This window comes from Snodgrassella sp. M0351 (assembly GCF_016100575.1).
In the GTDB taxonomy this organism is placed as follows: domain Bacteria; phylum Pseudomonadota; class Gammaproteobacteria; order Burkholderiales; family Neisseriaceae; genus Snodgrassella; species Snodgrassella alvi.
This window is the reverse complement of sequence record NZ_JACFSG010000001.1, coordinates 1,474,914-1,500,314: the sequence shown is the minus strand read 5'-3', so window position 1 is coordinate 1,500,314 and position 25,401 is coordinate 1,474,914. Positions and strand designations below refer to the sequence as shown.

27 protein-coding genes are annotated in these 25,401 nt (G+C 42.3%); 22 read left to right on the top strand and 5 right to left on the bottom strand.

All coding sequences use genetic code 11. The features are described 5' to 3' along the window. Positions 1–12 precede the first annotated feature (12 nt). The 12 genes from H3V01_RS06660 (at position 13) to H3V01_RS06605 (ending at position 10,385) form a co-directional block, all read left to right on the top strand. Complete coding sequence (locus H3V01_RS06660) at positions 13–2,349, top strand: LPS-assembly protein LptD (protein ID WP_198186312.1); 2,337 nt, start codon at positions 13–15, stop codon at positions 2,347–2,349. Further along, positions 2,349–3,308, top strand: coding sequence for a peptidylprolyl isomerase (locus tag H3V01_RS06655; protein ID WP_025331224.1), 960 nt, complete (start codon positions 2,349–2,351; stop codon positions 3,306–3,308). Before H3V01_RS06660 ends, H3V01_RS06655 begins: the two co-directional genes overlap by 1 nt. A 135-nt stretch (positions 3,309–3,443) precedes the next feature. Beyond that, positions 3,444–4,436, top strand: a complete 993-nt coding sequence (pdxA, locus tag H3V01_RS06650; RefSeq protein WP_198186311.1) for a 4-hydroxythreonine-4-phosphate dehydrogenase PdxA — start codon at positions 3,444–3,446, stop codon at positions 4,434–4,436. 75 nt (positions 4,437–4,511) lie between these two features. Continuing rightward, positions 4,512–5,312 carry an ABC transporter ATP-binding protein gene (locus H3V01_RS06645; RefSeq protein WP_084552135.1) on the top strand — a complete coding sequence of 267 codons (801 nt, stop codon included), beginning with the start codon at positions 4,512–4,514 and terminating at the stop codon, positions 5,310–5,312. Then, positions 5,312–6,088 carry a lipid asymmetry maintenance ABC transporter permease subunit MlaE gene (gene mlaE, locus H3V01_RS06640; RefSeq protein WP_078475685.1) on the top strand — a complete coding sequence of 259 codons (777 nt, stop codon included), beginning with the start codon at positions 5,312–5,314 and terminating at the stop codon, positions 6,086–6,088. The genes H3V01_RS06645 and mlaE overlap by 1 nt, the downstream gene beginning before the upstream one ends. Before the next feature lie 24 nt (positions 6,089–6,112). Continuing rightward, positions 6,113–6,622, top strand: a complete 510-nt coding sequence (gene mlaD / locus H3V01_RS06635; RefSeq protein ID WP_084547255.1) for an outer membrane lipid asymmetry maintenance protein MlaD — start codon at positions 6,113–6,115, stop codon at positions 6,620–6,622. 57 nt (positions 6,623–6,679) lie between these two features. Next, on the top strand, positions 6,680–7,276 hold the full coding sequence (locus H3V01_RS06630) for an MlaC/ttg2D family ABC transporter substrate-binding protein (protein ID WP_025331219.1): 597 nt from the start codon (positions 6,680–6,682) through the stop codon (positions 7,274–7,276). Between the two features lie 2 nt (positions 7,277–7,278). Continuing rightward, positions 7,279–7,563 carry an STAS domain-containing protein gene (locus tag H3V01_RS06625; protein WP_084547256.1) on the top strand — a complete coding sequence of 95 codons (285 nt, stop codon included), beginning with the start codon at positions 7,279–7,281 and terminating at the stop codon, positions 7,561–7,563. Then, entirely contained in the window at positions 7,560–8,480 is a 921-nt protein-coding gene (locus H3V01_RS06620) for an MlaA family lipoprotein (RefSeq protein ID WP_025331217.1), read from the top strand. Before H3V01_RS06625 ends, H3V01_RS06620 begins: the two co-directional genes overlap by 4 nt. Before the next feature lie 78 nt (positions 8,481–8,558). Then, on the top strand, positions 8,559–8,921 hold the full coding sequence (locus H3V01_RS06615; RefSeq protein WP_025331216.1) for a hypothetical protein: 363 nt from the start codon (positions 8,559–8,561) through the stop codon (positions 8,919–8,921). A 222-nt stretch (positions 8,922–9,143) separates the two neighbouring features. After that, positions 9,144–9,767, top strand: coding sequence for a lytic transglycosylase domain-containing protein (locus H3V01_RS06610; protein WP_084547259.1), 624 nt, complete (start codon positions 9,144–9,146; stop codon positions 9,765–9,767). A gap of 84 nt (positions 9,768–9,851) precedes the next feature. After that, the gene (locus H3V01_RS06605; RefSeq protein ID WP_174832060.1) at positions 9,852–10,385 is read left to right on the top strand and encodes a single-stranded DNA-binding protein; all 534 of its coding nucleotides are present in this window, start codon (positions 9,852–9,854) and stop codon (positions 10,383–10,385) included. 252 nt (positions 10,386–10,637) lie between these two features. On the opposite strand, the gene H3V01_RS06600 is transcribed toward H3V01_RS06605, so the two are convergent. After that, on the bottom strand, positions 10,638–11,072 hold the full coding sequence (locus H3V01_RS06600; RefSeq protein ID WP_084586104.1) for a hypothetical protein: 435 nt from the start codon (positions 11,070–11,072) through the stop codon (positions 10,638–10,640). Between the two features lie 648 nt (positions 11,073–11,720). Between H3V01_RS06600 and greA the strand changes: the two genes are divergently transcribed. Continuing rightward, a complete protein-coding gene (greA, locus tag H3V01_RS06595) occupies positions 11,721–12,197 on the top strand; it encodes a transcription elongation factor GreA (RefSeq protein WP_025331212.1) in 477 nt (158 codons plus the stop codon). 86 nt (positions 12,198–12,283) lie between these two features. Here greA and yhbY read toward each other — a convergent pair whose 3' ends face one another. Then, positions 12,284–12,574 carry a ribosome assembly RNA-binding protein YhbY gene (gene yhbY, locus H3V01_RS06590; protein ID WP_041881436.1) on the bottom strand — a complete coding sequence of 97 codons (291 nt, stop codon included), beginning with the start codon at positions 12,572–12,574 and terminating at the stop codon, positions 12,284–12,286. A gap of 298 nt (positions 12,575–12,872) precedes the next feature. Here yhbY and H3V01_RS06585 point away from each other — a divergent pair, with 298 nt between their 5' ends. The 6 genes from H3V01_RS06585 (at position 12,873) to H3V01_RS06560 (ending at position 20,203) form a co-directional block, all read left to right on the top strand. Further along, the gene (locus H3V01_RS06585; protein WP_143555283.1) at positions 12,873–13,427 is read left to right on the top strand and encodes a hypothetical protein; all 555 of its coding nucleotides are present in this window, start codon (positions 12,873–12,875) and stop codon (positions 13,425–13,427) included. Positions 13,428–13,605: 178 nt separating this feature from the next. Next, positions 13,606–14,226 carry an RlmE family RNA methyltransferase gene (locus H3V01_RS06580; RefSeq protein ID WP_041880460.1) on the top strand — a complete coding sequence of 207 codons (621 nt, stop codon included), beginning with the start codon at positions 13,606–13,608 and terminating at the stop codon, positions 14,224–14,226. Positions 14,227–14,311: 85 nt separating this feature from the next. Next, the gene (gene ftsH / locus H3V01_RS06575; RefSeq protein ID WP_084552053.1) at positions 14,312–16,354 is read left to right on the top strand and encodes an ATP-dependent zinc metalloprotease FtsH; all 2,043 of its coding nucleotides are present in this window, start codon (positions 14,312–14,314) and stop codon (positions 16,352–16,354) included. 749 nt (positions 16,355–17,103) lie between these two features. Next, complete coding sequence (gene folP, locus H3V01_RS06570; protein ID WP_198186310.1) at positions 17,104–17,964, top strand: dihydropteroate synthase; 861 nt, start codon at positions 17,104–17,106, stop codon at positions 17,962–17,964. A gap of 183 nt (positions 17,965–18,147) precedes the next feature. Further along, positions 18,148–19,491: a phosphoglucosamine mutase gene (glmM, locus tag H3V01_RS06565; RefSeq protein ID WP_198186309.1), complete on the top strand. Its 1,344-nt coding sequence runs from the start codon at positions 18,148–18,150 to the stop codon at positions 19,489–19,491. A 37-nt stretch (positions 19,492–19,528) separates the two neighbouring features. Further along, on the top strand, positions 19,529–20,203 hold the full coding sequence (locus H3V01_RS06560) for a DedA family protein (protein WP_025331204.1): 675 nt from the start codon (positions 19,529–19,531) through the stop codon (positions 20,201–20,203). A 70-nt stretch (positions 20,204–20,273) separates the two neighbouring features. Here H3V01_RS06560 and plsY read toward each other — a convergent pair whose 3' ends face one another. Beyond that, positions 20,274–20,876, bottom strand: coding sequence for a glycerol-3-phosphate 1-O-acyltransferase PlsY (gene plsY / locus H3V01_RS06555; RefSeq protein ID WP_078475673.1), 603 nt, complete (start codon positions 20,874–20,876; stop codon positions 20,274–20,276). A gap of 58 nt (positions 20,877–20,934) precedes the next feature. On the opposite strand from plsY, the gene folB reads away from it, so the two are divergent. Next, positions 20,935–21,294 carry a dihydroneopterin aldolase gene (gene folB / locus H3V01_RS06550; RefSeq protein ID WP_198186308.1) on the top strand — a complete coding sequence of 120 codons (360 nt, stop codon included), beginning with the start codon at positions 20,935–20,937 and terminating at the stop codon, positions 21,292–21,294. A 33-nt stretch (positions 21,295–21,327) separates the two neighbouring features. Further along, positions 21,328–21,948 (top strand): NAD(P)H-hydrate epimerase, encoded by a 621-nt coding sequence (locus H3V01_RS06545; RefSeq protein WP_198186307.1) that lies wholly within the window; start codon positions 21,328–21,330, stop codon positions 21,946–21,948. On the opposite strand, the gene H3V01_RS06540 is transcribed toward H3V01_RS06545, so the two are convergent. Together H3V01_RS06540 and hemN are read right to left on the bottom strand one after the other, a co-directional pair. After that, on the bottom strand, positions 21,945–22,436 hold the full coding sequence (locus tag H3V01_RS06540; RefSeq protein ID WP_198186306.1) for an NUDIX hydrolase: 492 nt from the start codon (positions 22,434–22,436) through the stop codon (positions 21,945–21,947). The two genes, H3V01_RS06545 and H3V01_RS06540, sit on opposite strands and share 4 nt — an antisense overlap. Before the next feature lie 567 nt (positions 22,437–23,003). Then, on the bottom strand, positions 23,004–24,389 hold the full coding sequence (hemN, locus tag H3V01_RS06535; protein WP_198186305.1) for an oxygen-independent coproporphyrinogen III oxidase: 1,386 nt from the start codon (positions 24,387–24,389) through the stop codon (positions 23,004–23,006). 263 nt (positions 24,390–24,652) lie between these two features. Between hemN and fnr the strand changes: the two genes are divergently transcribed. Next, the gene (gene fnr, locus H3V01_RS06530) at positions 24,653–25,393 is read left to right on the top strand and encodes a fumarate/nitrate reduction transcriptional regulator Fnr (RefSeq protein ID WP_025331198.1); all 741 of its coding nucleotides are present in this window, start codon (positions 24,653–24,655) and stop codon (positions 25,391–25,393) included. Positions 25,394–25,401: the final 8 nt, after the last annotated feature.

The window sequence follows — 25,401 nt, the reverse complement described above, 5'->3', positions numbered from 1 at the left end:
TTAGGTGATACTTTGTCCTACTTATTCTCTCCAAAACCATTAGCTCTGGCCTTAACAACGGTTTTTTGTACTTTGCCCGGGTTTGTTCTTGCGGCCTCACCTTTGTCTATGGGCGAAGGAAATGTTTGTACAGCGCCACAGCGTCCGAAAAATTTTGTTAAACCTGTACAAAGCAGCGGTGAAGCTAATCCGGGTACTGATGTTACCCGGGTTGTGGCTGACGATGTCAACGGGCAGTCACAGGTTCAGGTACATGCAAAAGGGAGTGTCATTATTGAGCGTAATGATGTCACTTTGAATTCAGACTGGGCTGATTATGATCAGGAAAGCCAGATTGTTAAAGCTGGTGATCACTTTACTTTAGATAATGGTAAGGGACGTGTTACCGGTGAACATGTTACTTACGACATGGCTAAAAGTACGGGTGTCGGTGATGCCGGCCGCTTTGAAATGGAAAATGATAACCGGCGTCTGCAAGGTGTCGGGGACGAGATACAGATGGGTGGTAAAAATCGCTATCGTCTGCAAAGTGCTAAATTCAACACCTGTAATCCGGGCGATGACAGCTGGTATATCCGTTCAGGCAGTATTGATCTGGATTATGATAAAAATGTCGGGGTAGCCCGTAATGCAACGCTGGTATTTGGCGGTGTTCCTCTGTTTTACACACCATGGATCGATTTTCCGTTAAACGGCAATCGTAAAAGCGGGTTTCTGACGCCTACACTTAAAGGAGGATCTGACGGTTTTGAAATAATGACTCCTTATTATCTGAATCTGGCTCCTAATTATGATGCAACTATCCGGCCGCATTTTATTAGTAGCCGTGGCATACAGCTGGGCGGTGATTTTCGTTACCTGCAGCCGACTTATCAGGGGCAGATTAGTGCTGACTGGGTGCCGAATGATCAGAAAAGCAGTCACAAAAATCGTGCAGAAATTGATTTTACCCATTCCCAGAGACTGGCAAAGGGATTAACCGGCGGTATTGACTATCATCAGGTCTCAGATGATGATTACCGGCGTGATTTTTGGAGCGGAGATAATGGCAGTTCTAATCTGAACCGGCAGGCATGGCTGAATTACCACCGGGATTTATGGGGCGGGACATTTGATGGCAGTTTAATGGTGCAAAAATATCAGACACTGGCCTCAATCAGTGGATATAAGGATCAGCCTTATTCACGTTTACCCCGTTTATCTGCTACGTGGAACCGTTATTTTGGTAATCATTACGCAGTCAATGTCTATGCTGAAGCAACCCGTTTTGAGGGCAGGGAAACTGGTCATAAAGACTGGTGGATACATAAATATCCCAATGGTACCCGTCTGGTGTTATTGCCAACATTTACTGCTGACTATTCCAATAACTGGGGGTATATCCGGCCAAAACTGAGTTTTCATGCCACTCATTATGATATGAACCGGCAGGATAATCAGGATAGCCGCAGTATGGATCGTGCCGTACCTTTACTTAGTGTGGATTCAGGCGTGACCTTTGAGCGTTTATGGAAAAACAATCGATTAAACAAGGGATATATTCAGACACTGGAACCACGTCTGTTTTATACCTATATACCGCGACGTAATCAGAATGATATGCCTTTGTTTGATACAGCCGAAAACAGTTTTACTTATGATCAGTTATTTCATGAAAACCGTTATTCAGGACAGGACAGAATCAATGCGGCTAATTTTATGACAACGGCGCTGCAATCTCGGATATATGATAGTACTAACGGTATTGAACGTTTCGCAGCCGGTATTGGTCAGCGCTTTTATTTCCGTGATGATAACGTCAAACTGAATGACAACACGCCTAAAAATAAAGAACGCAAACGCTCTGATATGGTGGCTTTTGGACGTGCTGCCCTGAGCGAGCACATCACAGCTGAAACTAACTGGCATTACAATCAGGATTTAAAAACATCTGAAAGTTATAACTTTGGCATCCGCTATACACCGAATGCAGGTAAAACTATCAGTGTTCGCTATAAATATGGTCGTTATGAAAATTTATACGATGATGTTTATGGCAAAATGCGTACAATAGATGTTGGTATTCAATGGCCGCTAACCCGTAATTACTATCTGGTTGCACGGCAGGATTATGATTTTAATAGTAGTACATCTCTGAATCAGACAGTAGGGATAGAGTACCAGAGTCCATGTCATTGCTGGAGTGCCGGACTGGTAGGTTCCCGCTATACAGATGATTACAAAAAACGCAAAACCGCCGTATTATTCCAATTGCAGTTGCGTGACCTGACAGGTATGGGAAATGGTTCCCTAAATCAGCTCACTTCACAAATTCCTGGTTACAGCAATACTTATGAGGTAAAACATTAATGAAAAAGATACATTCCTGGCTGGCAGCAACTATGCTGGCTGTAGTATTGCCTTCGGCAATGGCATTGGATATCAAACCAGTTGATAACATTGTGGCAGTTGTCAATGATGATGTAATAACACGTCGCGAGCTGGACTTAGTAGCAGCCCAGATGCGTTCACAGTTACCAAAAGGACAAAATATCAGTAATGCAGATTTACACGAGCAGGCACTTGCACAGCTGATACGTAAGGATTTACTGGTGCAAGCTGCCAAGCGCTCCAATATCCGCCTGACTAATGCCGATGTAAACGAAGCAATTGAACTGTTTGCTTCACAACGCCATATGACAGTTAAAGAGCTGATTCAGCGCATTGCTAAAGAAGGTGTGAATGAAGATCAGCTGCGCCGCACCATAACGGAAAACCTGCTGGCACAGAAAATTGAACAAAGTGAAGTAATGGGCAAAAGTCAGGTCAGTGATGCAGAGGTAGATGATGCTATTGCACGTGCCCAGCAGGAAGGACGACCTCTGCCGCCACCGGTTACAGCCTATTCCTATCATGTGCAACATATTCTGTTGAAAAACGATAACGATATCACACGAAAACTGATTGAACAGATTGCTCAGCAGGCACGTTCCGGTGCCTCATTCGATCAGCTGGCACGGCAGTATTCTCAGGATGGCAGTGCACAAAATGGCGGAGATCTGGGCTGGATTATCGATGGTGAGACTGTGCCGCCATTCGAAGCTGCGGTGAAATCATTGCAGCCGGGTCAGATATCCATGCCGGTGCGTACTCAGTTTGGCTGGCACGTAATCCGTCTGGTGGCTGTCAGAAGCAATGACAGCCCGCAAGAACGTCAGCGTAACGGGATGCGTGCAGTACTGGTACAGGAAAAACGCGAAATTCTACTGCAGAATTTCCTGAAACAGTTACATGATCAGGCCTATATCAGTATTCGTCCTTTGGATTAACTGCATAAAAACAACTTTTCTGCAATGCGTGCAGCCTGTATCAGTGTCGAAATGTCGAGTTTGTATATTCTGATAGCTAAGTATTTTTTATTGATTTTTCTGTGAAAAATATCATTATAATTCTGGCTTATTTTTATGAAGAATCAGTTAATTATTGCTGTTACTAGCGGAGAGCCGGCAGGTATCGGTCCGGATATCTGTCTGGATCTGGCCAGCCAGGACTGGCCGCAACGCATTGTGGTATTGGGAGATATGCAATTATTGCAGCAGCGTGCGGCACAACTGAATAAAAAAATTACCATACAGGCTTATCAGCCAGATAGTAACAAACCTGTATCCGGAGTACTGGAAGTTTGTCATATTCCAGTTCAGGTATCTGTTCAGGCAGGAAAATTAAACGTACAAAATGCTGCTTATGTATTGCAATTACTGGACAGAGCATATACTGGCATAGAACAGGGTGAATTTGCTGCTATAGTCACTGCTCCGGTTCATAAAGGAATTATCAACGATAGCGGTATTGCTTTTAGCGGCCATACGGAATATCTGGCTGCTAAAAGTGCTACTTCTCAAGTAGTAATGATGCTTACCGGTGGCGGTCTGAGAGTGGCTTTAGCCACTACTCACTTACCACTGCGGGCAGTAGCAGATACCCTGACACTTGAATTATTAACCGAAGTACTAACTATTCTGCATCATGATTTGCAGACAAAATTCGGGCTGATACAGCCGCGTATTCTGGTTGCCGGTCTCAATCCGCATGCTGGTGAAGGCGGTCATCTTGGAAATGAAGAAAATGATATTATTATTCCGGTAATCAGCCAGTTACAACAGCAGGGTATGCAAATAACCGGACCATTTCCGGCAGATACACTGTTTCAGCCTTTCATGCTTGAACAGGCTGATGCTGTTCTGGCTATGTATCATGATCAGGGATTGCCGGTATTAAAATATGCAAGTTTTGGAGAGGGCGTTAATATCACTCTGGGACTGCCTTTTATCCGCACCTCAGTGGATCATGGTACTGCGCTGAATCTTGCCGGTACTGGTGAAGCAACCTGCAGCAGTTTATTTGCAGCAATTCATGCTGCAGTGGATATGAGCAGACACTGGAAAGCAGAGCAGTAATTACGCACTTGTATTTGATAAATACCAACAGACATCATAAAATCTAAGTTGCTATACGGCATGGGAATTCTCAATATGGCTACGCCGTTTATTGAAATGAAAAATGTGGTTTTCGCTTATGGCGACCGACCCATTTTAAAAAATATTAATTTTAAACTGGAGCAGGGCAGTTTTACCGCTATTATGGGTAGTTCTGGAAGTGGTAAAACAACCTTGTTGCGTTTAATTACCGGTCAGATCAGTGCACAACAGGGGCAAGTATTGATCAATGGTCGTGATATTGCCGAATTCAGCCGCGAAGAACTGTATTACCATCGCCGTAACATGGGCGTACTGTTTCAGTTTGGTGCTTTGTTTACGGATTTATCAGTATTCGATAATGTTGCTTTTCCAATGCGGGAACATACTGATTTGCCGGAAAGCATGATACATGATCTGGTGGTCATGAAACTGAATGCAGTTGGTTTACGCGGGGTAGAGCAATTAATGCCGTCCGAGCTTTCCGGTGGTATGGCAAGACGAGTAGCACTGGCTCGTACAATTGCACTTGATCCGGCATTATTGCTATATGATGAACCATTTACCGGCCTGGATCCGATTTCACTCGGGGTAATAGCCAGTCTGGTGAGTAAGGTCAATAAAGCCTTACAAACTACCAGTGTAATGGTGACACATGATATCCAGCAATCTCTGGATATTGCCAGCCATGTGGTTTTTCTGGCACACGGTGAAATTATTTTTTCCGGTTCACCGCTACAAATGCGTGAACTGGATTCACCATGGATAAATCAGTTTATTCATGGTCAGGCAGACGGCCCGGTAGCATTTCGTTATCCGGCTACCACCACCTTACAACAGGATTTAGACATCGCGTGATGAAAGCAATCGAGCAACTGGGTGCAAAAACCCTGAGTTTTGTCCAGCATCTGGGGCGAGCAGCATTATTTCTGCTTGCCGCCTTGCTGCGCAGCGGAACAGTTTTACGCCGTCCGCGCCTGATGATCCGGCAAATGTATTTTTCCGGTGTTCTTTCTATTGTCATTATCGCAGTATCAGGACTGTTTGTCGGAATGGTACTGGGGTTACAGGCCTATACACAGCTGGCTAAATTTAAATCTGCTGATATTCTTGGTTATATGGTGGCTGCCGCCATGCTGCGCGAACTTGGTCCGGTACTGGCTGCAATACTGTTTGCCAGCAGTGCCGGTGGTGCAATGACCAGTGAAATAGGTTTGATGAAAACCACTGAACAACTGGAAGCCATGAATGTCATGGCTATTGATCCGGTGGCGAGAGTTATCGCCCCACGTTTCTGGGCAGGTGTACTTTCCATGCCTTTACTGGCTTCAATATTTAATGTGGCCGGCGTTTATGGTGCTTATCTGATTGGCGTAAAATATTTTGGCATGGATAACGGCGTATTCTGGGGTCAAATGCAGAATAATCTTGATTTTTACTACGATGTTGTAAATGGTTTAATTAAATCATTGGTATTTGGCGTAGTTGTTACTCTGATAGCTGTTTATCAGGGTTTTTATGCAAAACCGACATCAGAAGGTATTTTGCGCGCCAATACACGTACTGTTGTATCCAGCTCACTAACTATTCTGGCAGTGGATTTTATGCTGACCGCTCTGATGTTTACCAAATAGGGTGCAGATTAACAAGGTAATGATATGAAAAAAAACAGTCTGGAAATGCTGGTTGGTCTATTTGTTTTAATAGGCATAGTGGCAATTCTATTTTTATCTTTTCGGGTAGCCGGCGGTAATGGTATCGGCTCTTCCCAGCCTACATATACTTTATCGGCCTCGTTCAGCGATATTGGCGGTTTAAAAACACAGGCGCCTGTCAAAGCAGCCGGTGTTGTGGTTGGCCGGGTAGACAAAATTGTACTTGATCCGAAAACTTACTGGGCTAAAGTGACTTTAAAAATTGATAAACAGTACCAGTTTAGTACTGACACTTCAGCGCAGATTCTGACTTCAGGTTTGCTTGGCGACCAGTATATCGGACTGGAGCAAGGCGGCGACCCGGATAATCTGGCCGATGGGGATAATATTACTATTACCAGTTCAGCTTTGGTGCTGGAACAGTTAATTGGTAAATTTATGACCAGTTTTGCTGAGGGTAATGCCAAAAGCGATAATAAAAAAACAGATACTGCTGCTTCTGCAAGTGAATAAGTAAAAGTAACAGTAGATAAACAAATTTGATTTAATTAAAGGAATATATTAATGAAACTGAATAAATCTTCATTTTTCGGGGCGGTAAGTATTGCGATTATGAGCATTAGTATGGCATTTGCTTCACCACAGCAGGCAGTAAGCCAGCTTAAAGACAATGCTACTCAGGTATTGAATATTTTAAGTTCAGCCAATGGTAAAAATGATAATCAGGTACGCCGTCAGGCTGAAAACTATGCTATTCCGTATTTTGATTTTGAGCGCATGACTGCACTGGCGGTAGGTGCTCCGTGGCGTACCGCCAGTACTGCACAGCAGCAGGCATTAACTCAGGAGTTTAAAACCCTGTTAATCCGTACTTATTCCGGCACTATGCTGAAATTTAAAAATGCTCAGGCAAATGTATACAGTAATCCTGTCGTTAATAAGGGCGGACGCGAAATCATTGTGCGTGTAGATGTTACAACACCTAACAGTAAACCAGTACGTATGGATTACACCCTGTATCAGGCTGGCAATATATATCGTATTTACAATGTAGCTGTAGAAGGTGCCAGTCTGGTGACTGTATACCGCAACCAGTTTAATCAGACTATCAGCCAGAAAGGCATAGATGGTTTAGTAGCGGATTTACGTGCCAAAAACGGTAAATAATCATGCAAACCAACGTGCAGGGTAAAACCCTGATGATTCATGATAAGGTAACTATGGGTACAGTAGGAGAAAACGATTTCAAACGTTTCTGTGACTGTATCCAAACCGGACAAATAGAAAAAGTGGACGTCAGTGGTGTAACCGAAGCCGATTCTGCCTGCGTGGCATTGCTCGTGGCGGCTAAGCGGCTGGCGCACAGACAGAAATTTATGTTGCACATCGCCGGTGTGCCGGCGGGACTCATTACCCTGATGGCACTTTACGGTGTAGAGGAATCATTACAATGAGTAGTAAGAAAAAGTTGCTAACAGGCTGTGTATTGCTTGTGCTCAGTCAGGCTGGCTGGGCGGCAGCAGAACAGACCTATACTTATAAAGATCCGTATGAGGGTTATAACCGGGTGATGTTCAATATTAATGATCATCTTGATCGTTATATCATGACACCGGTTGCCCGCGGTTACCGAAAAGTCACTCCTTCACCTGTGCGTACAGGCGTCAACAACTTTTTCAATAATCTGCGCGATGTAGTAAGTTTTGGCAGTAATCTGCTGCGACTGGATATTGAGAAAGCCAGTACAGATTTCGTGCGCGTTGGTATTAATACTACATTTGGCCTGGGCGGTTTACTGGATATTGCTGATGCAGGCCGGATTCCGAACAACAAAAATACCCTTGGTGATACCTTTGCCTCATGGGGTTGGAAAAACAGTAATTACTTTGTTTATCCTCTTTTAGGTCCGTCGACAGTACGTGATAGTATCGGAAGTACCATTACTGATGTATTCCCGATAGAAAATGCTATTTTCAAGGAAGATGCTGTACGCTGGAGTCTTACCGGCCTGAATGGAGTGGCCTCGCGTGAAGCATTGCTGGATGTAACCGATAGCTTGAATGATGCTGCACTGGATCGCTATACATACATGCGTGATGTATATATGAAATTGCGTAACAATCAGGTAGGCGGCTCATTGTTTCCGGCAGATGATGACGATGATGACGATATAGATAATCTGGTAGCTCCGGGTAGTGATAATGCCGTTACCCAGCCGGCTTCTGTATCATCAAGTCAATCTGTTAAAAAAGTAACTGAATCAGATGATAATGTTCCGGCAACAACTGATTCAACACCAGATAAAAATACAGGCGACAACTTGACTGAATCTCCGGTTTCAGCAAGTCAGTCCTATTGGAATGTGCATTAAACGTTAGTATTTTATAACAGTAAAAAGTATCATTCCGAAAACTGAAATTCAGATCAGTATAAAACAAGGAATAAGACTATGTATGAAGTTAACCGCAGTGTATTTTTGCTTGTTCCGCTTGAACCATTCTGGGCCTGGTTGCAAAAATTGCCTGATATTGATCTGGAACAGTTATCTCTGGATATTCTGCAACAGGATGCCAATGCCTATCTGACTTCCGCCAGTGAAGATATAGATAGCTTGTGGGTTGAAATCGAACAGCGTTATGAGGATATCTTTGCAGCAGAACTGGCTGACTGGTGTGAGGATGAAAACTTGTGGCCTGATTTGAGCTTTGAAAATTTCAGAAACTGGTTTGGTGTACAATTTTCCACAGTAGTAACTGATCTGGCACAAGAAGAACTGGCGCGTGAAGCTTTTGTACCGATCGCCCTGAGTTAAGCAGTTCAGCTGTTATATCATGAAAAAAGCCAATATTGATATTGGCTTTTTTCTTTAAAACAGTTGTCTGATATGGATTCTGTGAATTGAAAAACTCATATTGTCATAAAAATTACTGTATAAATTTTAAAATATCTAACTATATTTAATATAATCAATTAAAATTACCTATCGTATTCTTGCAATCAGTTTGTATATGATGCACAAACGGAATTAAATTATATGCCGTACAGAAATAAATCTGTCTCGCGACGCCGGCTGTTACAGGCAGGCAGTGCTACCTTACTGGGGATAGCTGTGCCGCGTATAGTGCTGGCAGGTGCACAGCGTGAAGAAACCCTTTCTGATGATGTTGCTTCGATCATGCGCAATGCTGTTAATAATGCCAATCCTCCGCGCCTGATTTTTTCTTCGCCCGCAGAGGCCAGCCGCTGGCTAAATGCAATGTCGGGTCGCCTTGCTTCACATATTCCTGATGATTATGCACGTAAACGTTTATTAACCAATATTCAGTATGAATCAATGCGTGCCGGTCTGGATACACAGGTTATACTTGGCCTGATCGAAGTAGAAAGCCGTTTTCGTCAATATGCTATCTCCGGAGTAGGCGCCCGCGGTTTAATGCAGGTAATGCCTTTCTGGGTAAAACAAATTGGTCGTCCGGAACATAACTTATTCGATATTCGCACTAACTTACGTTACGGATGTACTATCCTGCGTTATTATCGAAATCGTGAGAATGGTAATATGGTAAGAGCGCTGGCGCGTTATAATGGTAGCTTAGGGCGTAGTACTTACTCGAATGCTGTTATCAATGCCTGGCAACGGCACTGGCAATGGGCCTGAATTCCCAGCATTTTGCGATATTTGTAATCTTTTAATTATGGGTTGTCATCTTGGACAGCCTGTATTCATTATTAGGAAACCACCATGTCTGTTAATAAAGTCATCCTGGTTGGCCGTCTGGGTCGTGATCCTGAAACACGATATATGCCCAGCGGAGATGCAATAACCAATTTTTCCATAGCTACCGATGAACAGTGGCGTGACCGTAATGGTGAACGCCAGACTCGTACTGAATGGCATAATATTACTCTGTTCGGTAAATTGGGTGAGATAGCCAGCCAGTATTTGCGTAAAGGCAGCCAAGTGTTTATTGAGGGCAGGATTCAAAGCCGTAAATATACCGGTAAAGATGGTATCGAACGCACCGCATACGATATTATCGGCAGTGAAATGAAAATGCTGGGTAGCCGCAATGACGGGGCTTCCGGCTCAGGTAATAGCTATGATCAGATGAATGGCGGAAATAACTATGCACAGGGAGGTAACTATAATCAGGATGGTTATGATGCTGCACCTGCTGCTTCCAGTCCGCCACCGGCAGCTCCACGCCGTCAGGCACCACGACCGGCTCCTACTCCTGCTCCGGTAGATGATATTGATGACGATATTCCGTTCTAATAACAAAGAATAGCATTGAATCTACTTTAAGCTGATAAAAACCTGATGATTTTTATCAATCAATTTTATACCTTTCAGAGAAATATCTTTGAAAGGTATTTTATTTAATGAAATATTAATACTTAGATTGGATAGTATATATTTTTATGTTGATTGGATACCGATCAGATGAAATAATTAAATTTAGCTCTTAAGATATAGTCTGGACTATTATTTATATAATAAATTAATATTTATTGATTAAGTAAATGTTTAAAATAAAGCATCTTTATGCCAGATGAAATGGTCTACCAGAACCCATTGATCCTGTTTTTTCTCATACCAGATAGTTAAATTTTCATCTTTATTGCTAGACCATGTAACTTCTCTGATTAGAATGTCTCTGTTTTCAATTTCTTTTTCTGTAAATGTGTTTCTTAAACCAATTCTGAATTCTGAAATCACACCATCTCCTTTGCCTAAAATAAAAGTACTATCTGTTAATGGCGGGTATTTTGATACTAAAGTATTAACTGGTATCTGTTGTATTTGATTTAAATTTATATTTTTTTCAGTAATAAATTCTGTATTTACATTCAGAGTATCTGTTTTATAGCTTTCTTCTAATGATTTGGTTTTATTACAGGCAGATAACAATATTACTAATAGCATAGCTACAAAATTTTTATTTGTTTTAAATAGATTCATATTGAAATAATTTTGGATTTTTAAACGGGATTATTTGATTAGATATAAAACAAGAGCGAAAGGATATACTAATAGCCTAATTTAAATCTAATTAGCGTAGTGATGTTGAATATTTTATTAACAAGCCAATCAATGTATATATTTTTTAAATGGTTAGCAGCAGTATTCTTTTGGTAAATTTGTTCTGATGAATTTTAGCAAAAAATTTATATCTGAGTGATTTTCCTTATCGGGCGAAACTGAATTTTTTAAACTTCATAAAAGCAAGCTGAATTGATTTACTGTATGTTATGAAATAACTAAAAGATTAGATAACCGAGGCATAAACTAATAAAATAATTAAAATATGTATATTTTTATTAAAATATATTTAAATGAAGTTTAGACTTCAGATAAATCTGGTGATGATTGGTTCGATTAATCAGATTAATGAACATACAAAGCCGCAGTATTGATGATGAATATTATGGCAAATTAAATTAGCTGATTATTCTATGAAATAGTCGTTATAAACGTTGCTATTTTATACCGGTCTGCTAAAATAGCACCTATGGAACAGCGCAAGCCGCCAAAATCGGGCGGCTTGCTTTTTGTTATTAATACGAAATACCGTTGATGCATTCTGCAGCGGTATCTTGGAGAAATATGATGCAAAAAATTCCGTTGACCGTAATTGGTGCTAATTTGCTGAAACAAGAGCTACAAGAGCTTAAAAGTGTAGCTCGGCCGGCTGTAATTGAAGCAATTGCTGAAGCACGTTCGCATGGCGATCTGTCGGAAAATGCAGAATATGAAGCTGCTAAAGAAAAACAGGGCTTTATTGAAGGCAGGATTGCTGAAATTGAGCACAAGCTTTCCCTGGCGCATATTATTGATCCAAAAGAAACCAATGCTGATGGTAAGGTGGTTTTTGGTGCTACAGTGAAAATGCAGGATCTGGAAACCGAAGAAGTAGTGAGTTACCAGATTGTGGGTGAAGATGAGGCAGATATTAAACAGGCTAAAATTTATGTCGGTTCACCTATAGCACGTGCTCTGATTGGTAAAGAAGAGGGTGATGTGGCAGAAGTTCAGGCACCGGGCGGTATTCGCGAATATGAAATTCTTGAAGTGTTTTATATTTAATTTATCTGCATTTAAAAAATTGTTTACTGTTTTACAGAAACTAGCCGGATAAAATAAAAGCGATTCATGTAATGAATCGCTTTTATTTATTCTGCCGGATTCTCTTTGCGGCGGAATAATATTAGTTGTTTGCCAATATGCTGAATTAATTCGGCATGAGTAGCTTTACATAGTTCTTCTGCAATGGCTATACGCGCTGCACGATCGTCACCTGCTACCTGTACTTTAATCAGTTCATGTGCATCAAGATTACGATTGGTTTCGGTGATTACTTCAGTAGTCAGTCCGTGCTGACCAATCAGTACTACTGCATGTAATTGATGTGCACGAGCTTTTAATGCCATTTTTTCTTTACTGTTTAATTTATCTGTTGCCATTTTACTTTCCGGATTAATTACGATCTGATTAGCCTGTTATTCAAGTTAGATTCAGAGTTGAGCTATTTTAAATGAGACAGACGATTTTTTATAGTTGAGAGGTCTTGTATATTTGTATTGAAAATAAAAATTCAAAATCAGTATATTAATAAGATATTTCTTATTTTAATTAAAATAGTAATTTATAAAACATTCAGGTATATTTAATTTCTGTGATATTTGTTTATTGTTGGTAATATTTATTCTATTTTAATTAGTTAGCAAAAATTAATATCTTTTTCGTTAAGTCATTATAATTATGAAATTTTCGCAGATTTTGTGCCTTGGCATACTGAGAGTTCTGGATACCTTTATTTTCAGATTAGTTGCAGGGCTTGGGTTGTGCGTGGTTTGTCTGCATTTAGTGTCGCATATATATACTAGAAGCAGCATCAAAAACCAATCTCATTATCCTTTTGAAGTTGCGGTATTTCAGTCTGATGGTACTTTTACTCAGGTAAATTATAGTACTAATAGAGATTTTAAACCGGAAAATACGTCATTTCTGGCCAAATTCCCCAGTGGGCAGGATAAATCATCAGATGGTAATTATTCCTTCAGTTATAAGGTACTTAAAGAGGAGCCACAGCTTCAATTGATTGAGATTGAAACTATTGACCTGGAAAATGATAGAAATACATGGGCAACATATGTTGCTACGGCCGATACTATCATGCCATTGAGTACCAGAATTGAAACCCCTGCTTATCTGCCGCTATGCGCTCTTATAGCTTTTATTCTGGTGCAGCTAATGAAACAATTTATCAGATATGTGCGCTGGTGTTTCACTATGTCAATCTATTCAGATGAATAACTTACACTACAAAAAAAGATTTGGAATAAAACCTGAGGAACAGGTCTGATTAATTGCTGAGTATAGCCGGCGGATAAAATTATTTATGCTGATGAATTTATCTTTTATATAAGGGGAAATGCTGTATTCTGCATCAATTTCACGATACAATGTGGTGATTTTTTCAAGAATTTGCATCATGGGTGTTCGCTCTAAATCTTCCAGTGCATGGCTCAACGAGCATGTTAACGATCATTATGTTCATCTGGCTCAAAAAGAAGGCTACCGTGCACGCGCAGCCTATAAGTTGCTGGAAATCAATGATAAGGATCATCTGATACGACCGGGTGCGGTAGTGGCTGACCTTGGCAGTGCTCCGGGTAGCTGGTCGCAGGTTGCGGCCAGGCTGGCTGGTGCGGCAGGACAGGTATTTGCACTGGATATTCTGCCTATGGAACCAGTGACGGGTGTACGTTTTATTCAGGGTGATTTTCGCGAGAATGACGTGCTGGCAAAGTTTGAAACTTTGCTGGATGGTTGTGAATTGGATCTTGTAATTTGTGATATGGCACCCAATATGTCTGGCAATAACATTACTGATCAGGCACGCAGTTTTTATCTGGCAGAATTGGGTCTGGAGTTTGCTCAGGCACATCTCAAACCGGGTGGTGATTTTCTGGTGAAGGTGTTTCAGGGAGCAGGTCTGCAAGAGTTTCAGCAGGCTATGAAGGATTGTTTTGCTCAGGTAATGGTTCGCAAGCCGAAAGCATCCCGTGACCGCTCGAGCGAAATTTATTTGCTTGGTCGCGGTAAAAAATAGTAGTTATAGCCAATGCTATGTGAGATGTTGGCTATATTAACTATTCTGAACAACAATTAATTAACCTCCTTAGGAGTTTCTGACAGTGCGGAATACCGTAAAGAATCTTTTGGTCTGGCTGGTGCTGGCGTTAGTATTAATGGCCGCATTCAATGCCATTACTGAGAAAAAAGAGAGTAAACAGCAAATTGAATACTCTCAGTTTATTCAGCAGGTTAACAAGGGTGAGATTGCCAGTGTAAATATTGAAGGTTCGGTGATTAATGGTCTGCAGCTGAAGGGCCAGCGTCATGATAAATCTTCTTTCATTACCAACGCACCGACACCGCTGGAAAATAATTTTGTTAGTAATCTGATAGCGAAAAATATTCGGGTTAATGTGATTCCGGAAGAAAAACCGGGTATTTTGACTAATATGTTTATCAGCATATTACCTATACTGTTGCTGATTGGTGTGTTTTTCTATTTCATGCGCTCCACACAAGGCGGCGGAGGCAAGGGTGGTGCCTTTTCTTTTGGTAAAAGCCGTGCCCGATTACTGGATAAAGAGTCTAATAAAACAACCTTTGCTGATGTAGCTGGTTGTGATGAGGCTAAGGAAGAAGTGCAGGAAATTGTGGATTATCTGCGGGCACCACAGCGTTATCAGACGCTTGGCGGGCGCGTACCGCGCGGTATTCTGATGTGTGGCAGACCGGGTACAGGTAAAACTTTACTGGCTAAAGCAATTGCCGGCGAAGCTCAGGTGCCGTTTTTCAGTATTTCCGGTTCTGATTTTGTAGAGATGTTTGTGGGTGTGGGTGCATCGCGTGTTCGCGATATGTTTGAGCAGGCAAAAAAGAATGCTCCCTGTCTGATTTTTATCGATGAAATTGATGCGGTAGGCCGCCAGCGTGGTGCCGGTTTGGGTGGCGGTAATGATGAACGTGAGCAAACACTGAATCAGCTGCTTGTGGAGATGGATGGTTTTGAAAGCAATACAACAGTTATTGTGATTGCGGCAACCAACCGTCCGGATGTGCTTGATCCTGCTCTGATGCGACCTGGCCGTTTTGACCGTCAGGTAGTGGTACCGTTACCGGATATCCGCGGACGTGAACAGATTCTGAAAGTACATGCTGCCAAAGTGCCTCTGGATAAATCAGTGGATTTACCTGTGCTGGCACGTGGTACACCTGGTTTTTCCGGTGCTGATTTAGCCAATCTGGTAAATGAAGCTGCTCTGTTTGCAGGTCGTCGGAATAAGACCAAAGTAGACATGAGTGACTTTGAAGATGCTAAAGATAAGATTTACATGGGTCCTGAACGTCGCTCCATGGTTATGCATGAGGATGAGAAAAAAGCCACTGCTTATCATGAATCAGGTCACGCTGTTGTTGCTGAGACACTGGATTTTACAGATCCGGTACATAAAGTAACGATTATGCCCCGTGGGCGTGCACTTGGTCTGACCTGGCAGCTGCCGGAACGTGACCGCATCAGTATGTATGAAGATCAGATGCTTAATGAGATTTCAATTCTGTTTGGTGGTCGAATAGCTGAACAGTTGTTTATTGGTCGTGTGTCTACTGGTGCTTCTAATGACTTTGAACGTGCTACTCAGATTGCGCGTGATATGGTAACCCGTTATGGTATGTCCAAAAAAATGGGACCTGTAGTATATGGTGAAAATGAAAATGAAGTGTTTCTCGGGCGCTCTGTAACGCAATCGAAAAATATTTCTGAAAAAACCATGCAGGAAGTAGATGCTGAAGTACGTCGCATCCTTGATGAGCAGTATGAAATTGCTTATAAAATTCTGGATGAGAATCGCGATAAGATGCATACCATGGCTAAGGCTCTGATTGAATGGGAAACCATTGACCGTGATCAGGTGCTGGAAATTATGGCCGGTAAGCAGCCTAGTCCGCCAAAAGATTTCAGTGAAAATATAGTTAAGGATGGCGATACTGAGCAGCCGTTAGCTGAGACTGAAACTGAAGCTAAGACTGATGCGGTAGCTGAAACCGAAACAGATGCTAAAGCGGATGGAGCAACTCAATCTGAAACTAAAGCTGATGCTGTGGCTGAGGATGTGGATAATACTGAATCTAAAGCATCTGCACCTGAACAGAAATCACAGGACTAATTAATGTAGTTATATGATTTTTAACGGCAGCAATAGCTGCCGTTTTTTCTATGTTTTATCTTAAAATAAGAGGCACAAAATATAATAGTAATATTGAAAATAGTTATTCTGGTATATAGGTATATGCTATTTTGGTTTATCTGAATTGTTGAAAAGCATGGTAATTTAAGGCAGGAAGATTCTGTATTATGTAAATGATAAAATACTGGTAAAAGCTGGTGTGATAAATTCAGCCAAACGGTTCATTCATGAAAGTAGTAAATCAATATTTCCCATGAGGCAAATATTCTTTCATTAATTAATTTGGCTGGCTTTAAAATAGGTGAATTTATAAATTGAATATTTCTTCATTATTATCAGTTATAAATGTGAAATCAGAGCAATTATGATGGTTATATTGGAGTCTGGATTATTTATATAACTCAGATAATGACAGGGTATTTAAATCTTGAGATTTATCAATTTATTTTACATCAAGGTATTCTGTCTTAGTTCTGATAGCAATTCTGGTTGTAGTTCAATATATCTTTGTTAATTTCAATATTTTTTGATTTGCAACGATTTTTAATAGATTTTATGTTTTTGTTATTTTAAGTGAGTCTGAATTTGTACTTTGCGGATAAAAAAATCAAGATGTGAAGAGAAATATCTTTATCTGGCTGAGCAGAATTTATTGCTAGTATTATGGGTTTAACCACAAATACAGGCTGTATGATTATTTGATAAATGTTAAGGGATTATGATTGAGTATGAATAATTCTGGTCAAAATTACTGGCAGTGCGGGCGTTTTCAAATTGATTTGGCGCAGCCGAAAATTATGGGAATCGTCAATTTAACGCCGGATTCATTTTCAGATGGTGGTAGTTACAGTACTTCTCTGACTCTGGCATTAAAGCATGCAGAACAGTTATTAAAAGATGGGGCGGATATTCTGGATATTGGCGGAGAGAGCTCCCGTCCCGGATCTGATTTTGTTTCACCTCAGGATGAGTGGAAGCGTATTGAGCCGGTATTAACAGAGTTGGTTACCTGGAATGTACCATTAACTGTCGATACACGCCGCACTTGGGTAATGCGTCAGTTACTTGAGCAGCAGCTGGCTGACGGAATAAATGATATTCAGGCACTGGAAGATGCTGGTGCAGTGGATTTACTTGCGCAGCAGCAGAATATTGGTGTGTGTCTGATGCATATGCAGGGACAGCCGGAAAATATGCAGCATAATCCTGAATATCAGGATGTGGTTACTGAAGTTGGTCAGTATTTGCAGCAACGGGTATCTGTGTGTGAACAGGCTGGGATTGAACGTTTGCGTCTGACAATAGATCCGGGTTTTGGTTTTGGTAAGAGTCTTCAGCATAATATTGCATTAATGCAGCACTTTGCAGACTGGCATGCGGCCGCGGGTTGTCCGGTACTGATTGGGGTATCACGTAAAACTATGATTGGTTTACTGACTGATGAAACTGAACCAAGACAACGGGTTGTTGGAAGTGTGGTGGCGGCAGTAGCAGCAGTGGCACGTGGTGCAGCAATTATACGGGTACATGATGTACGTGAAACACGTCAGGTTTTACAGGTATGGGCGGCCCTGGGCGGAAGTATTTAATAAGATAGGTTGCAGATTGCCAGCAGACGCGGGCTGCGGTTTTTATTATGTAATCTGAGTGGAATTTAATCGGATTCAGATTTATTGTGAACCGGATAGTTTTCAAATAACATTTTATTTACTGACTGAACAGCTATGCCTGTTCTACAATAATAGTCTTGAATTAATCGGTCGGAGCAGGTGATGGCAAAAAAATATTTTGGTACTGACGGGGTGCGTGGTGAAGTTGGTAAGTTTCCGGTAACCCCCGAATTTGTACTGAAATTAGCGTATGCTGCCGGACATGTACTGGTACAACATGGAACTGATCATCAGCCTACTGTGCTGATTGGTAAAGATACAAGAATTTCCGGTTATATGCTGGAAGCAGCAATGGAAGCGGGCTTTACAGCAGCAGGCGTAAATGTACTGCTTACCGGACCATTACCTACACCGGGTGTGGCTTATTTAACCCGTGCACTGCGTTTGGATTGCGGGGTGATGATATCTGCTTCACATAATGCTTATCATGATAATGGTATTAAATTTTTTGCAGAGGGCGGAGTCAAGTTAAGTGATATTCTGGAACTGGAAATTGAAGCAGAGCTGGAAAAGCCGGTAAAAACTGTCCCCTCCAGCGAGCTTGGCCGTGCACGGCGCATAAATGGTGCTGTTGACCGTTATATTGAGTTTTGTAAATCTACTTTTCCGAATCATTTGAATTTGCGTGGTTTGAAGCTGGTGGTAGATACGGCAAATGGTGCGGCATATGCTGTGGCACCTAAGGTGTTTCATGAGCTGGGTGCAGATGTGGTCTGCATCGGCGATCAGCCGGATGGTTATAATATCAATCTGAAAATCGGTGCGACATATACTAAGTCACTGCAGGCAGCAGTGTTACAGAATGAAGCCGATTATGGTATTGCGCTGGATGGTGACGGCGACAGGCTGATGATGGTGGATAAATTCGGCAAAGTCTATGATGGGGATGCGCTGATTTATGTAATTGCCAAAGCTCGTGCTGCAGCAGGCTGTCTGGATGGCGGTGTAGTGGGGACGGTTATGACCAATCTTGCTATGGAACTGGCGTTTAAGCGGCTGGGCATTGACTTTGTCCGCGCTAAAGTAGGTGACCGTTATGTTCTGGAACAGCTGCATCAGCATCAGTGGTCACTGGGAGGAGAAGCTTCCGGTCATATAGTTTGTCTGGATAAGCATAATACCGGTGACGGAATTATTGCAGCTTTACAGGTCTTTGCAGCCTTACAGGTTTTACAGCAGGATTTAGCCAGTATACTTACTGACTGGCAGCCTTTTCCGCAAACTATGATTAATGTTCATATTAAGCCTGATCAGGACTGGCAGAGTATTGCGGCGCCGGTAGCTGATGAGGTGATGAAACAGCTCGGAGATAATGGACGTGTGGTACTTCGCCCGTCAGGAACAGAACCGGTGGTGCGGGTTATGGTAGAAGCTCGTCAGACTGAAGTGGCACGTCAGGCAGCTGAAAAAATTGCCAATGCAATTAAGACAGGTTTGGCAGAATAAATCTGTCTGACAGGAATAAAAGAAGAACGGGCATTTTATGTTTGCATTGCTGGAAGCTTTTTTTACTGAGTATGGCTATGCAGCGGTATTTCTGGTATTGGTTGCCTGCGGCTTTGGTGTGCCGATACCGGAAGACGTAACGCTGGTTGCCGGTGGTGTTATTGCCGGACTGGGACATGCGCATATTCATACCATGTTTATGGTAGGTATGGCCGGTGTTCTGGTAGGTGATGGTATGATGTTTAGTGCCGGACGCGTATTTGGGCATCGTATTCTGAAATTTCGTTTTGTTCAGCGGGTAATGACGCCCAGGCGCTATGCTCAGGTACAGGATAAATTTGACAAATATGGTAGCTGGGTATTATTTATTGCCCGTTTTCTGCCCGGTTTGCGTACCCCGATTTATATTACCGCCGGTATCAGCGGGAAAGTTTCTATACCGAAATTTTTGCTGATGGATGGTCTGGCTGCAATGATTTCAGTACCCGTGTGGGTGTATCTGGGTGAATATGGTGCGGAAAATATTGACTGGCTGATGCATAAGGTGCATCAGTTCCAGGCAGTTGTGTATGTTGTGATTGGTGTTGGTGCACTGGCACTAGTCTATTACTGGTGGAAAAAGCGTCAGCGTATCCAGTTTTTTAAACGTAAAATTGCTGAAATTCGTCAGCGCAGGCGCAATCGTAAGCAGCAAAAACAAAATTTGAAGTAATACGCCTGAAATAAAGAAAAAGACAGTTGAGAAAACTGTCTTTTTTATTTATGGTCGCTATGTCAATTTATTATTTAGTTTCGCCAATTTTACCTTCACGACCGCTGAACAGGTTTTTGATATTGCTTTTATGCCGGTAAAGAACCAGTATATCAATCACTATAACAGCAATTACCCAGCTTAACTGAGGCATAAACCACCAGGCAGCAAACGGGCTGATCAGAGTAGCTATTAATGCGGCCAGTGAAGATACTTTGAAACCAAAGGCCATAATCAGCCATACTGCTGCACAAATAAGTGCAGTAGGCCATGATAAAGCCAGGAGTACACCCAGTGCAGTAGCTACGCCTTTACCACCTTTAAATTTGAAAAATACCGGCCACATGTGGCCAATGAGAACCACTACGGCAATTATGGCAATGGTATTGCTGTCCAGTTGCCAGACCGTCTGATAGTGTTTTGCCAGCCAGACGGCCAGCCAGCCTTTGAGTGCATCGCCTAACAGTGTAAGAGCAGCAGCACTTTTTTTGCCTGTACGCAAAACATTGGTAGCACCGGGATTGCCGGAACCATAGCTGTGCGGATCAGGCATACCCATACAGCGTGAAACAATAACGGCAAAAGACAGGGAACCCAGTAAATAGGCACCGATAATTGCAAGGTAATTGACCATAAAGCGGTTTCTTTAGTCTACAATCTGAGGGTTTGCATTTTAGCTCAGTAGGTTGGACATGGATACTATCTTTTTACACGGCATGACTGCGCAGACGCTGATTGGGGTATATCAGTGGGAGCGGCAGCAACAGCAAACATTGTTGCTGGATGTGGATATTGGTACAGATTTTCAGCAGGCAGCGCAAAGCGATAATATTGACGATACGATTCACTATGCCAGAGTGGCTGATGATTTGCGAGAGGCACTTGCTGAACAGGAATTTTTGTTACTGGAAGCACTGGCAGAGTATGTGGCGCAGTTTATATTGGACCGTTACGGGGCATTATGGGTGCGGGTAAAAGTGGTGAAGCCGGGTATTCTTGCTGGTATTAAGGAAGTGGGTGTACAGATTGAACGCCGGAATACCCAAGTATGATAATAATCTGTTTTTCCTGCTAAAGGACAAGATATGAATACGCCGGTCTGGACTGTGGCACAGATGAAAGCATGGGAGGATACACAGAATCGAAAAGGGTTGAGTTATGCCCGAATGATGGAACATGCAGGAAGTCGTGCAGCGAAGGATTTATTATGTCGGTTTCGTTCCCCGCAGCATACACTGATACTGTGTGGTAAAGGGAATAATGCAGGTGACGGGCTGGTATTAGCCAGAGTGTTGTCTTTACATGGCTGGCCGGTAACGATTATGTTTTTACAGGAACAGCAATTATCAGCTCTTGCAGAAGCCAACCGGAAATGTCTGCCGGTTACTGTAGATTGTATTGATGTTTCGCAATTGCATACTGTGCTGCCGTCTGTGCATCTGGTTGTGGATGCTGTTTATGGTACTGGTTTCCATGGTGAGTTGCCTCAGGCTATTGCACGTTGTTTTGATGCAGTCTCTCAGGCAGATGTGTTTAAGGTGGCGCTGGATATGCCCAGCGGTGTGGCTGGAGATGGCGAAGAAATAGCTGCCGGAAGTTTTCAGGCACAGCTTACTTATGCTTTTCAGGCCCTGAAACCGGCACATTGTCTGGAGCAGGTAAGACAGTTATGCGGAGAAATAGTACGAATTGATTTACTGGATTAGTGTTGATGGTTTTGCCTGCTCCATACCTGATAGCACTGAGCCAGGTGTAATAGCATGCATGCAGTAGCTCCCCAGATATGCCGGTTCTGATAGTGTAAATGATAAACCTTAAGCTTAAGCTGCTGATATTGAGTAATACTATGCTGGTATAGCTTGCTATCCAGAACAACAGGTAAGGGTACCGGGAATATTTCTCTGACTTCTGACGGGTTGAGCTGCCAGTGCAGAGATGAATTGGTCCAGGCCAGAACAGGAACAACTTTGAAACCGCTGGGCAGATAACATTGAGGTAAGGTTCCGACCAGCCGCCACTGATTACGGATTAGTCCGGTTTCCTCTTCGCTTTCGCGAAATGCTGCATTGATACTGCTTTCATTATTTTCCAGTTTGCCTCCGGGAAAAGCGATTTGTCCGCGGTGCTGGCGTAGTTGCTGACTGCGCTGAGTAAGCCAGATTTGCGCGTTACCATGATTCCAGTCAACAGGCATCAGCACCGCAGCGCAGCGAAAATTAACGGGCAGATGCTGTAATGCATCCTAGCGCTGATTAAGTATAGTAGGCAGTGTACTAGTGCATGTGTAATGTAAAAACTGTTTCAGCTTATCAGGTGTAGTAAACATTTCAATGATGCCAGACTGTTCTTTTTTCAGGATACTAAGTAATTTATATATCGTTCAGGCATAAATGACCAGAATAATTATAAAGAGGATTAACCAGTGGTTACCAGAGGGTGATTGAAGCACTGAAGTACTTAGGCGGAGTTGGCTGGCTAAGGATGTCAGTAAATAAATATGAGCAGGAGTTGAAAGCATCCGGAAGTATGCTTTAGACCTGGCAATATGATTTACGCTGGGCTGCTCAGCAATTGCGTAATGAGAAAAATTAAAACCAGTTCATAAACGGTGTGATTTACCGTGGGAACTGGTTTAATTTTAAACAGTAAAATTGGTTTGCAGTTAAGTAAATGGCGATGACGGACAGTTGCAGTATTTATTAATTTTGGCAACGTTATTTATCTTGCTGATAAAACGATGGTAACTGTTGCGGTTTGATTATTATAATGTACGCGAATACTGGGCTTCGGTGCGCTTCTGGCGCAAATAGCAGTCAAATACCATGGCGATATTGCGAATCAGCAGCCTCCCTTTGGGTGTTACCTGTAAATTCTGATCAGTAAGATTGAGCAAGCCAAGCTGTTGCAGGTGCTGTAAATCAGCCTGCTCAGCAGCAAAGTAAGTTTGAAAAGGCTGCTGCATGGCATGGCTATAATCAATGTAATTAAGCTGGAAGCGGCACATTAAATCCTGAATTACACGCCGGCGCAGTAAGTCGTCTGCATTAAGCTGGTAGCCGCGCATAACCGGCAGGCGGTTTTCATTCAGAGCCTGATAGTAGGCAGACAGTTCTTTTTCATTCTGGCTGTAGATATTGTTGATTTTGCCGATGCTGGATACGCCGATGGCGATTAAGTCACAGTCTGCATGGGTTGAGTAACCCTGAAAATTGCGTTGCAGACGGCCTTCAGATAAGGCAATGGCCAGTTCGTCATCAGGTTTGGCAAAATGATCCATGCCGATGAAGATATAGCCCTGCTGTAACAGATATTGAACGGTATTTTGCAGAATATCCAGTTTAACACTGCTGTCGGGTACGGCTGATGTGTCAATACGCCGCTGTGGTTTGAACAGATGTGGCAGATGTGCATAGTGATACATGGCAATGCGATCCGGCTGCAGAGTCAGTACGTGATCCAGTGTGCAGCGCATAGAGGCTTCAGTCTGGTGCGGTAAGCCATAGATTAAGTCGACACTGACAGAGTGAAAACCATTAGCTCTGGCTGCCTCAATAACTGTCCGGGTTTCAGCTTCGCTCTGGATGCGGTTAACGGCCTGTTGTACCGCCGGATTGAAATCCTGAATACCGACGCTCATCCGGTTAAAACCGAGTCTGCCCAGATGAGCTACAGTTTCAGCTGTTACTTTACGCGGATCGATTTCAATCGAATATTCACCCTGCTCTGACAGGGTAAAGTAGCGACTGATACTGGCAAAGATGTGACTGAGCTGGTCATCATTCAGAAAGGTTGGTGTACCTCCGCCGAAATGTAATTGTGCCAGCAGCGGTTTACCCTGCCAGTTTTGTGCCAGCAGTGCCAGTTCTTTATCCAGATACCGGATATATATATCGGCACGGCTGGTATCTTTGGTAATAATTTTATTACAGCCGCAATAGTAACAGATGGTATTACAGAAAGGCACATGTACGTACAGGGAGACTGGTTTGTCACCAATATTTTGCTGTAAAGCAGTTTGTAACTGAGTTGCGGTGAATGAAGTATTAAAACGGTCTGCTGTAGGGTAGGAAGTATAACGCGGGCCGGAAGACGGTAAGGAAGCAATAAGGGTACGGTCGAATTCTATGTTGATGCGTGGTGTGTTCATTGGATAATGATGGTTATTCTTGTGTTGGTCTGGTGAAATAGATAGGAGTGATAACTATTTATGGTAGAATACATCCGGCAGTAAAGTAAAGCAGTGAAAACATAATAAGCCAATTTTTTTATTAAATCAGGGTCTGAAGGAAATTCAATTCACTTTGTCTATAACAATACTATATTGGATAGTTTTTAAAAAATTGATTTATATCAATATGTTTGTTATATGATGTTCTGGGCAAAGTGTAATCAGTAATTATTAAATATATTATGATTAGATTGTATAAACAGGGTGAAATAGTACAGAAATTATGCGAAAAATGTTCTTTGCATATTCTCTGTATGCCGGTAATGCTTAAAGAGCGGGAACTAACCGATTTAGGAGCGATTATTCGTCAGAGTCGTCGTTTAAAAAAAGGGGAGTATCTGTTTCGTGCCGGTGAACCGTTTGATGCAATATTTGCCATACGAACCGGTTTTTTTAAAACCATGGTTAATAGCCGGGACGGACGAGATCAGGTAACTGGTTTTTTTATGTCAGGTGAATTGTTGGGGCTGGACGGTATTTGTCATAATGTTCATGGCTGTGATGCAGTAGCTCTGGAAGATAGTGAGGTATGTGAGCTACCATTCACTAATATGGAAGATGCCGGTAATATTTTGCCTTCATTACAAATACATTTTTATCGTCTGATGAGTCAGGAAATTCTGCGTACTCAGGAGCTGATGCTGATGCTGGGTAATATGCGTGCAGAAGAGCGTCTGGCTGCGTTTCTGGTGAATTTATCTCATCGTCTGAGTTTTCGTGGTTTTGCTGCAAATGATTTTATTTTGCGTATGTCACGTGAAGAAATTGGCAGCTATCTGGGGCTAAAGCTGGAAACAGTAAGCCGTACTTTGTCTAAATTTCAGCATGAAGGCTGGATAAAAGTTGAGCACAAGCATATTCAGTTATTAGAACCATGGATGTTGCAGAAAATGGTGATGCATTGTCAGCGGGCTGCAAGCTGAATTCAGTT

Coding starts and splice junctions, on each gene's coding strand:
- H3V01_RS06610 (WP_084547259.1), top strand. CDS start 9,144: ATGCCGTACAGAAATAAATCTGTCTCGCGACGCCGGCTGTTACAGGCA.
- mlaE (WP_078475685.1), top strand. CDS start 5,312: ATGAAAGCAATCGAGCAACTGGGTGCAAAAACCCTGAGTTTTGTCCAG.
- folP (WP_198186310.1), top strand. CDS start 17,104: ATGAATAATTCTGGTCAAAATTACTGGCAGTGCGGGCGTTTTCAAATT.
- H3V01_RS06580 (WP_041880460.1), top strand. CDS start 13,606: ATGGGTGTTCGCTCTAAATCTTCCAGTGCATGGCTCAACGAGCATGTT.
- mlaD (WP_084547255.1), top strand. CDS start 6,113: ATGAAAAAAAACAGTCTGGAAATGCTGGTTGGTCTATTTGTTTTAATA.
- H3V01_RS06620 (WP_025331217.1), top strand. CDS start 7,560: ATGAGTAGTAAGAAAAAGTTGCTAACAGGCTGTGTATTGCTTGTGCTC.
- H3V01_RS06655 (WP_025331224.1), top strand. CDS start 2,349: ATGAAAAAGATACATTCCTGGCTGGCAGCAACTATGCTGGCTGTAGTA.
- H3V01_RS06560 (WP_025331204.1), top strand. CDS start 19,529: ATGTTTGCATTGCTGGAAGCTTTTTTTACTGAGTATGGCTATGCAGCG.
- H3V01_RS06645 (WP_084552135.1), top strand. CDS start 4,512: ATGGCTACGCCGTTTATTGAAATGAAAAATGTGGTTTTCGCTTATGGC.
- greA (WP_025331212.1), top strand. CDS start 11,721: ATGCAAAAAATTCCGTTGACCGTAATTGGTGCTAATTTGCTGAAACAA.
- H3V01_RS06600 (WP_084586104.1), bottom strand. CDS start 11,072: ATGAATCTATTTAAAACAAATAAAAATTTTGTAGCTATGCTATTAGTA.
- fnr (WP_025331198.1), top strand. CDS start 24,653: ATGATTAGATTGTATAAACAGGGTGAAATAGTACAGAAATTATGCGAA.
- H3V01_RS06540 (WP_198186306.1), bottom strand. CDS start 22,436: ATGCCTGTTGACTGGAATCATGGTAACGCGCAAATCTGGCTTACTCAG.
- glmM (WP_198186309.1), top strand. CDS start 18,148: ATGGCAAAAAAATATTTTGGTACTGACGGGGTGCGTGGTGAAGTTGGT.
- pdxA (WP_198186311.1), top strand. CDS start 3,444: ATGAAGAATCAGTTAATTATTGCTGTTACTAGCGGAGAGCCGGCAGGT.
- folB (WP_198186308.1), top strand. CDS start 20,935: ATGGATACTATCTTTTTACACGGCATGACTGCGCAGACGCTGATTGGG.
- H3V01_RS06585 (WP_143555283.1), top strand. CDS start 12,873: ATGAAATTTTCGCAGATTTTGTGCCTTGGCATACTGAGAGTTCTGGAT.
- yhbY (WP_041881436.1), bottom strand. CDS start 12,574: ATGGCAACAGATAAATTAAACAGTAAAGAAAAAATGGCATTAAAAGCT.
- H3V01_RS06615 (WP_025331216.1), top strand. CDS start 8,559: ATGTATGAAGTTAACCGCAGTGTATTTTTGCTTGTTCCGCTTGAACCA.
- plsY (WP_078475673.1), bottom strand. CDS start 20,876: ATGGTCAATTACCTTGCAATTATCGGTGCCTATTTACTGGGTTCCCTG.
- H3V01_RS06625 (WP_084547256.1), top strand. CDS start 7,279: ATGCAAACCAACGTGCAGGGTAAAACCCTGATGATTCATGATAAGGTA.
- H3V01_RS06545 (WP_198186307.1), top strand. CDS start 21,328: ATGAATACGCCGGTCTGGACTGTGGCACAGATGAAAGCATGGGAGGAT.
- hemN (WP_198186305.1), bottom strand. CDS start 24,389: ATGAACACACCACGCATCAACATAGAATTCGACCGTACCCTTATTGCT.
- H3V01_RS06605 (WP_174832060.1), top strand. CDS start 9,852: ATGTCTGTTAATAAAGTCATCCTGGTTGGCCGTCTGGGTCGTGATCCT.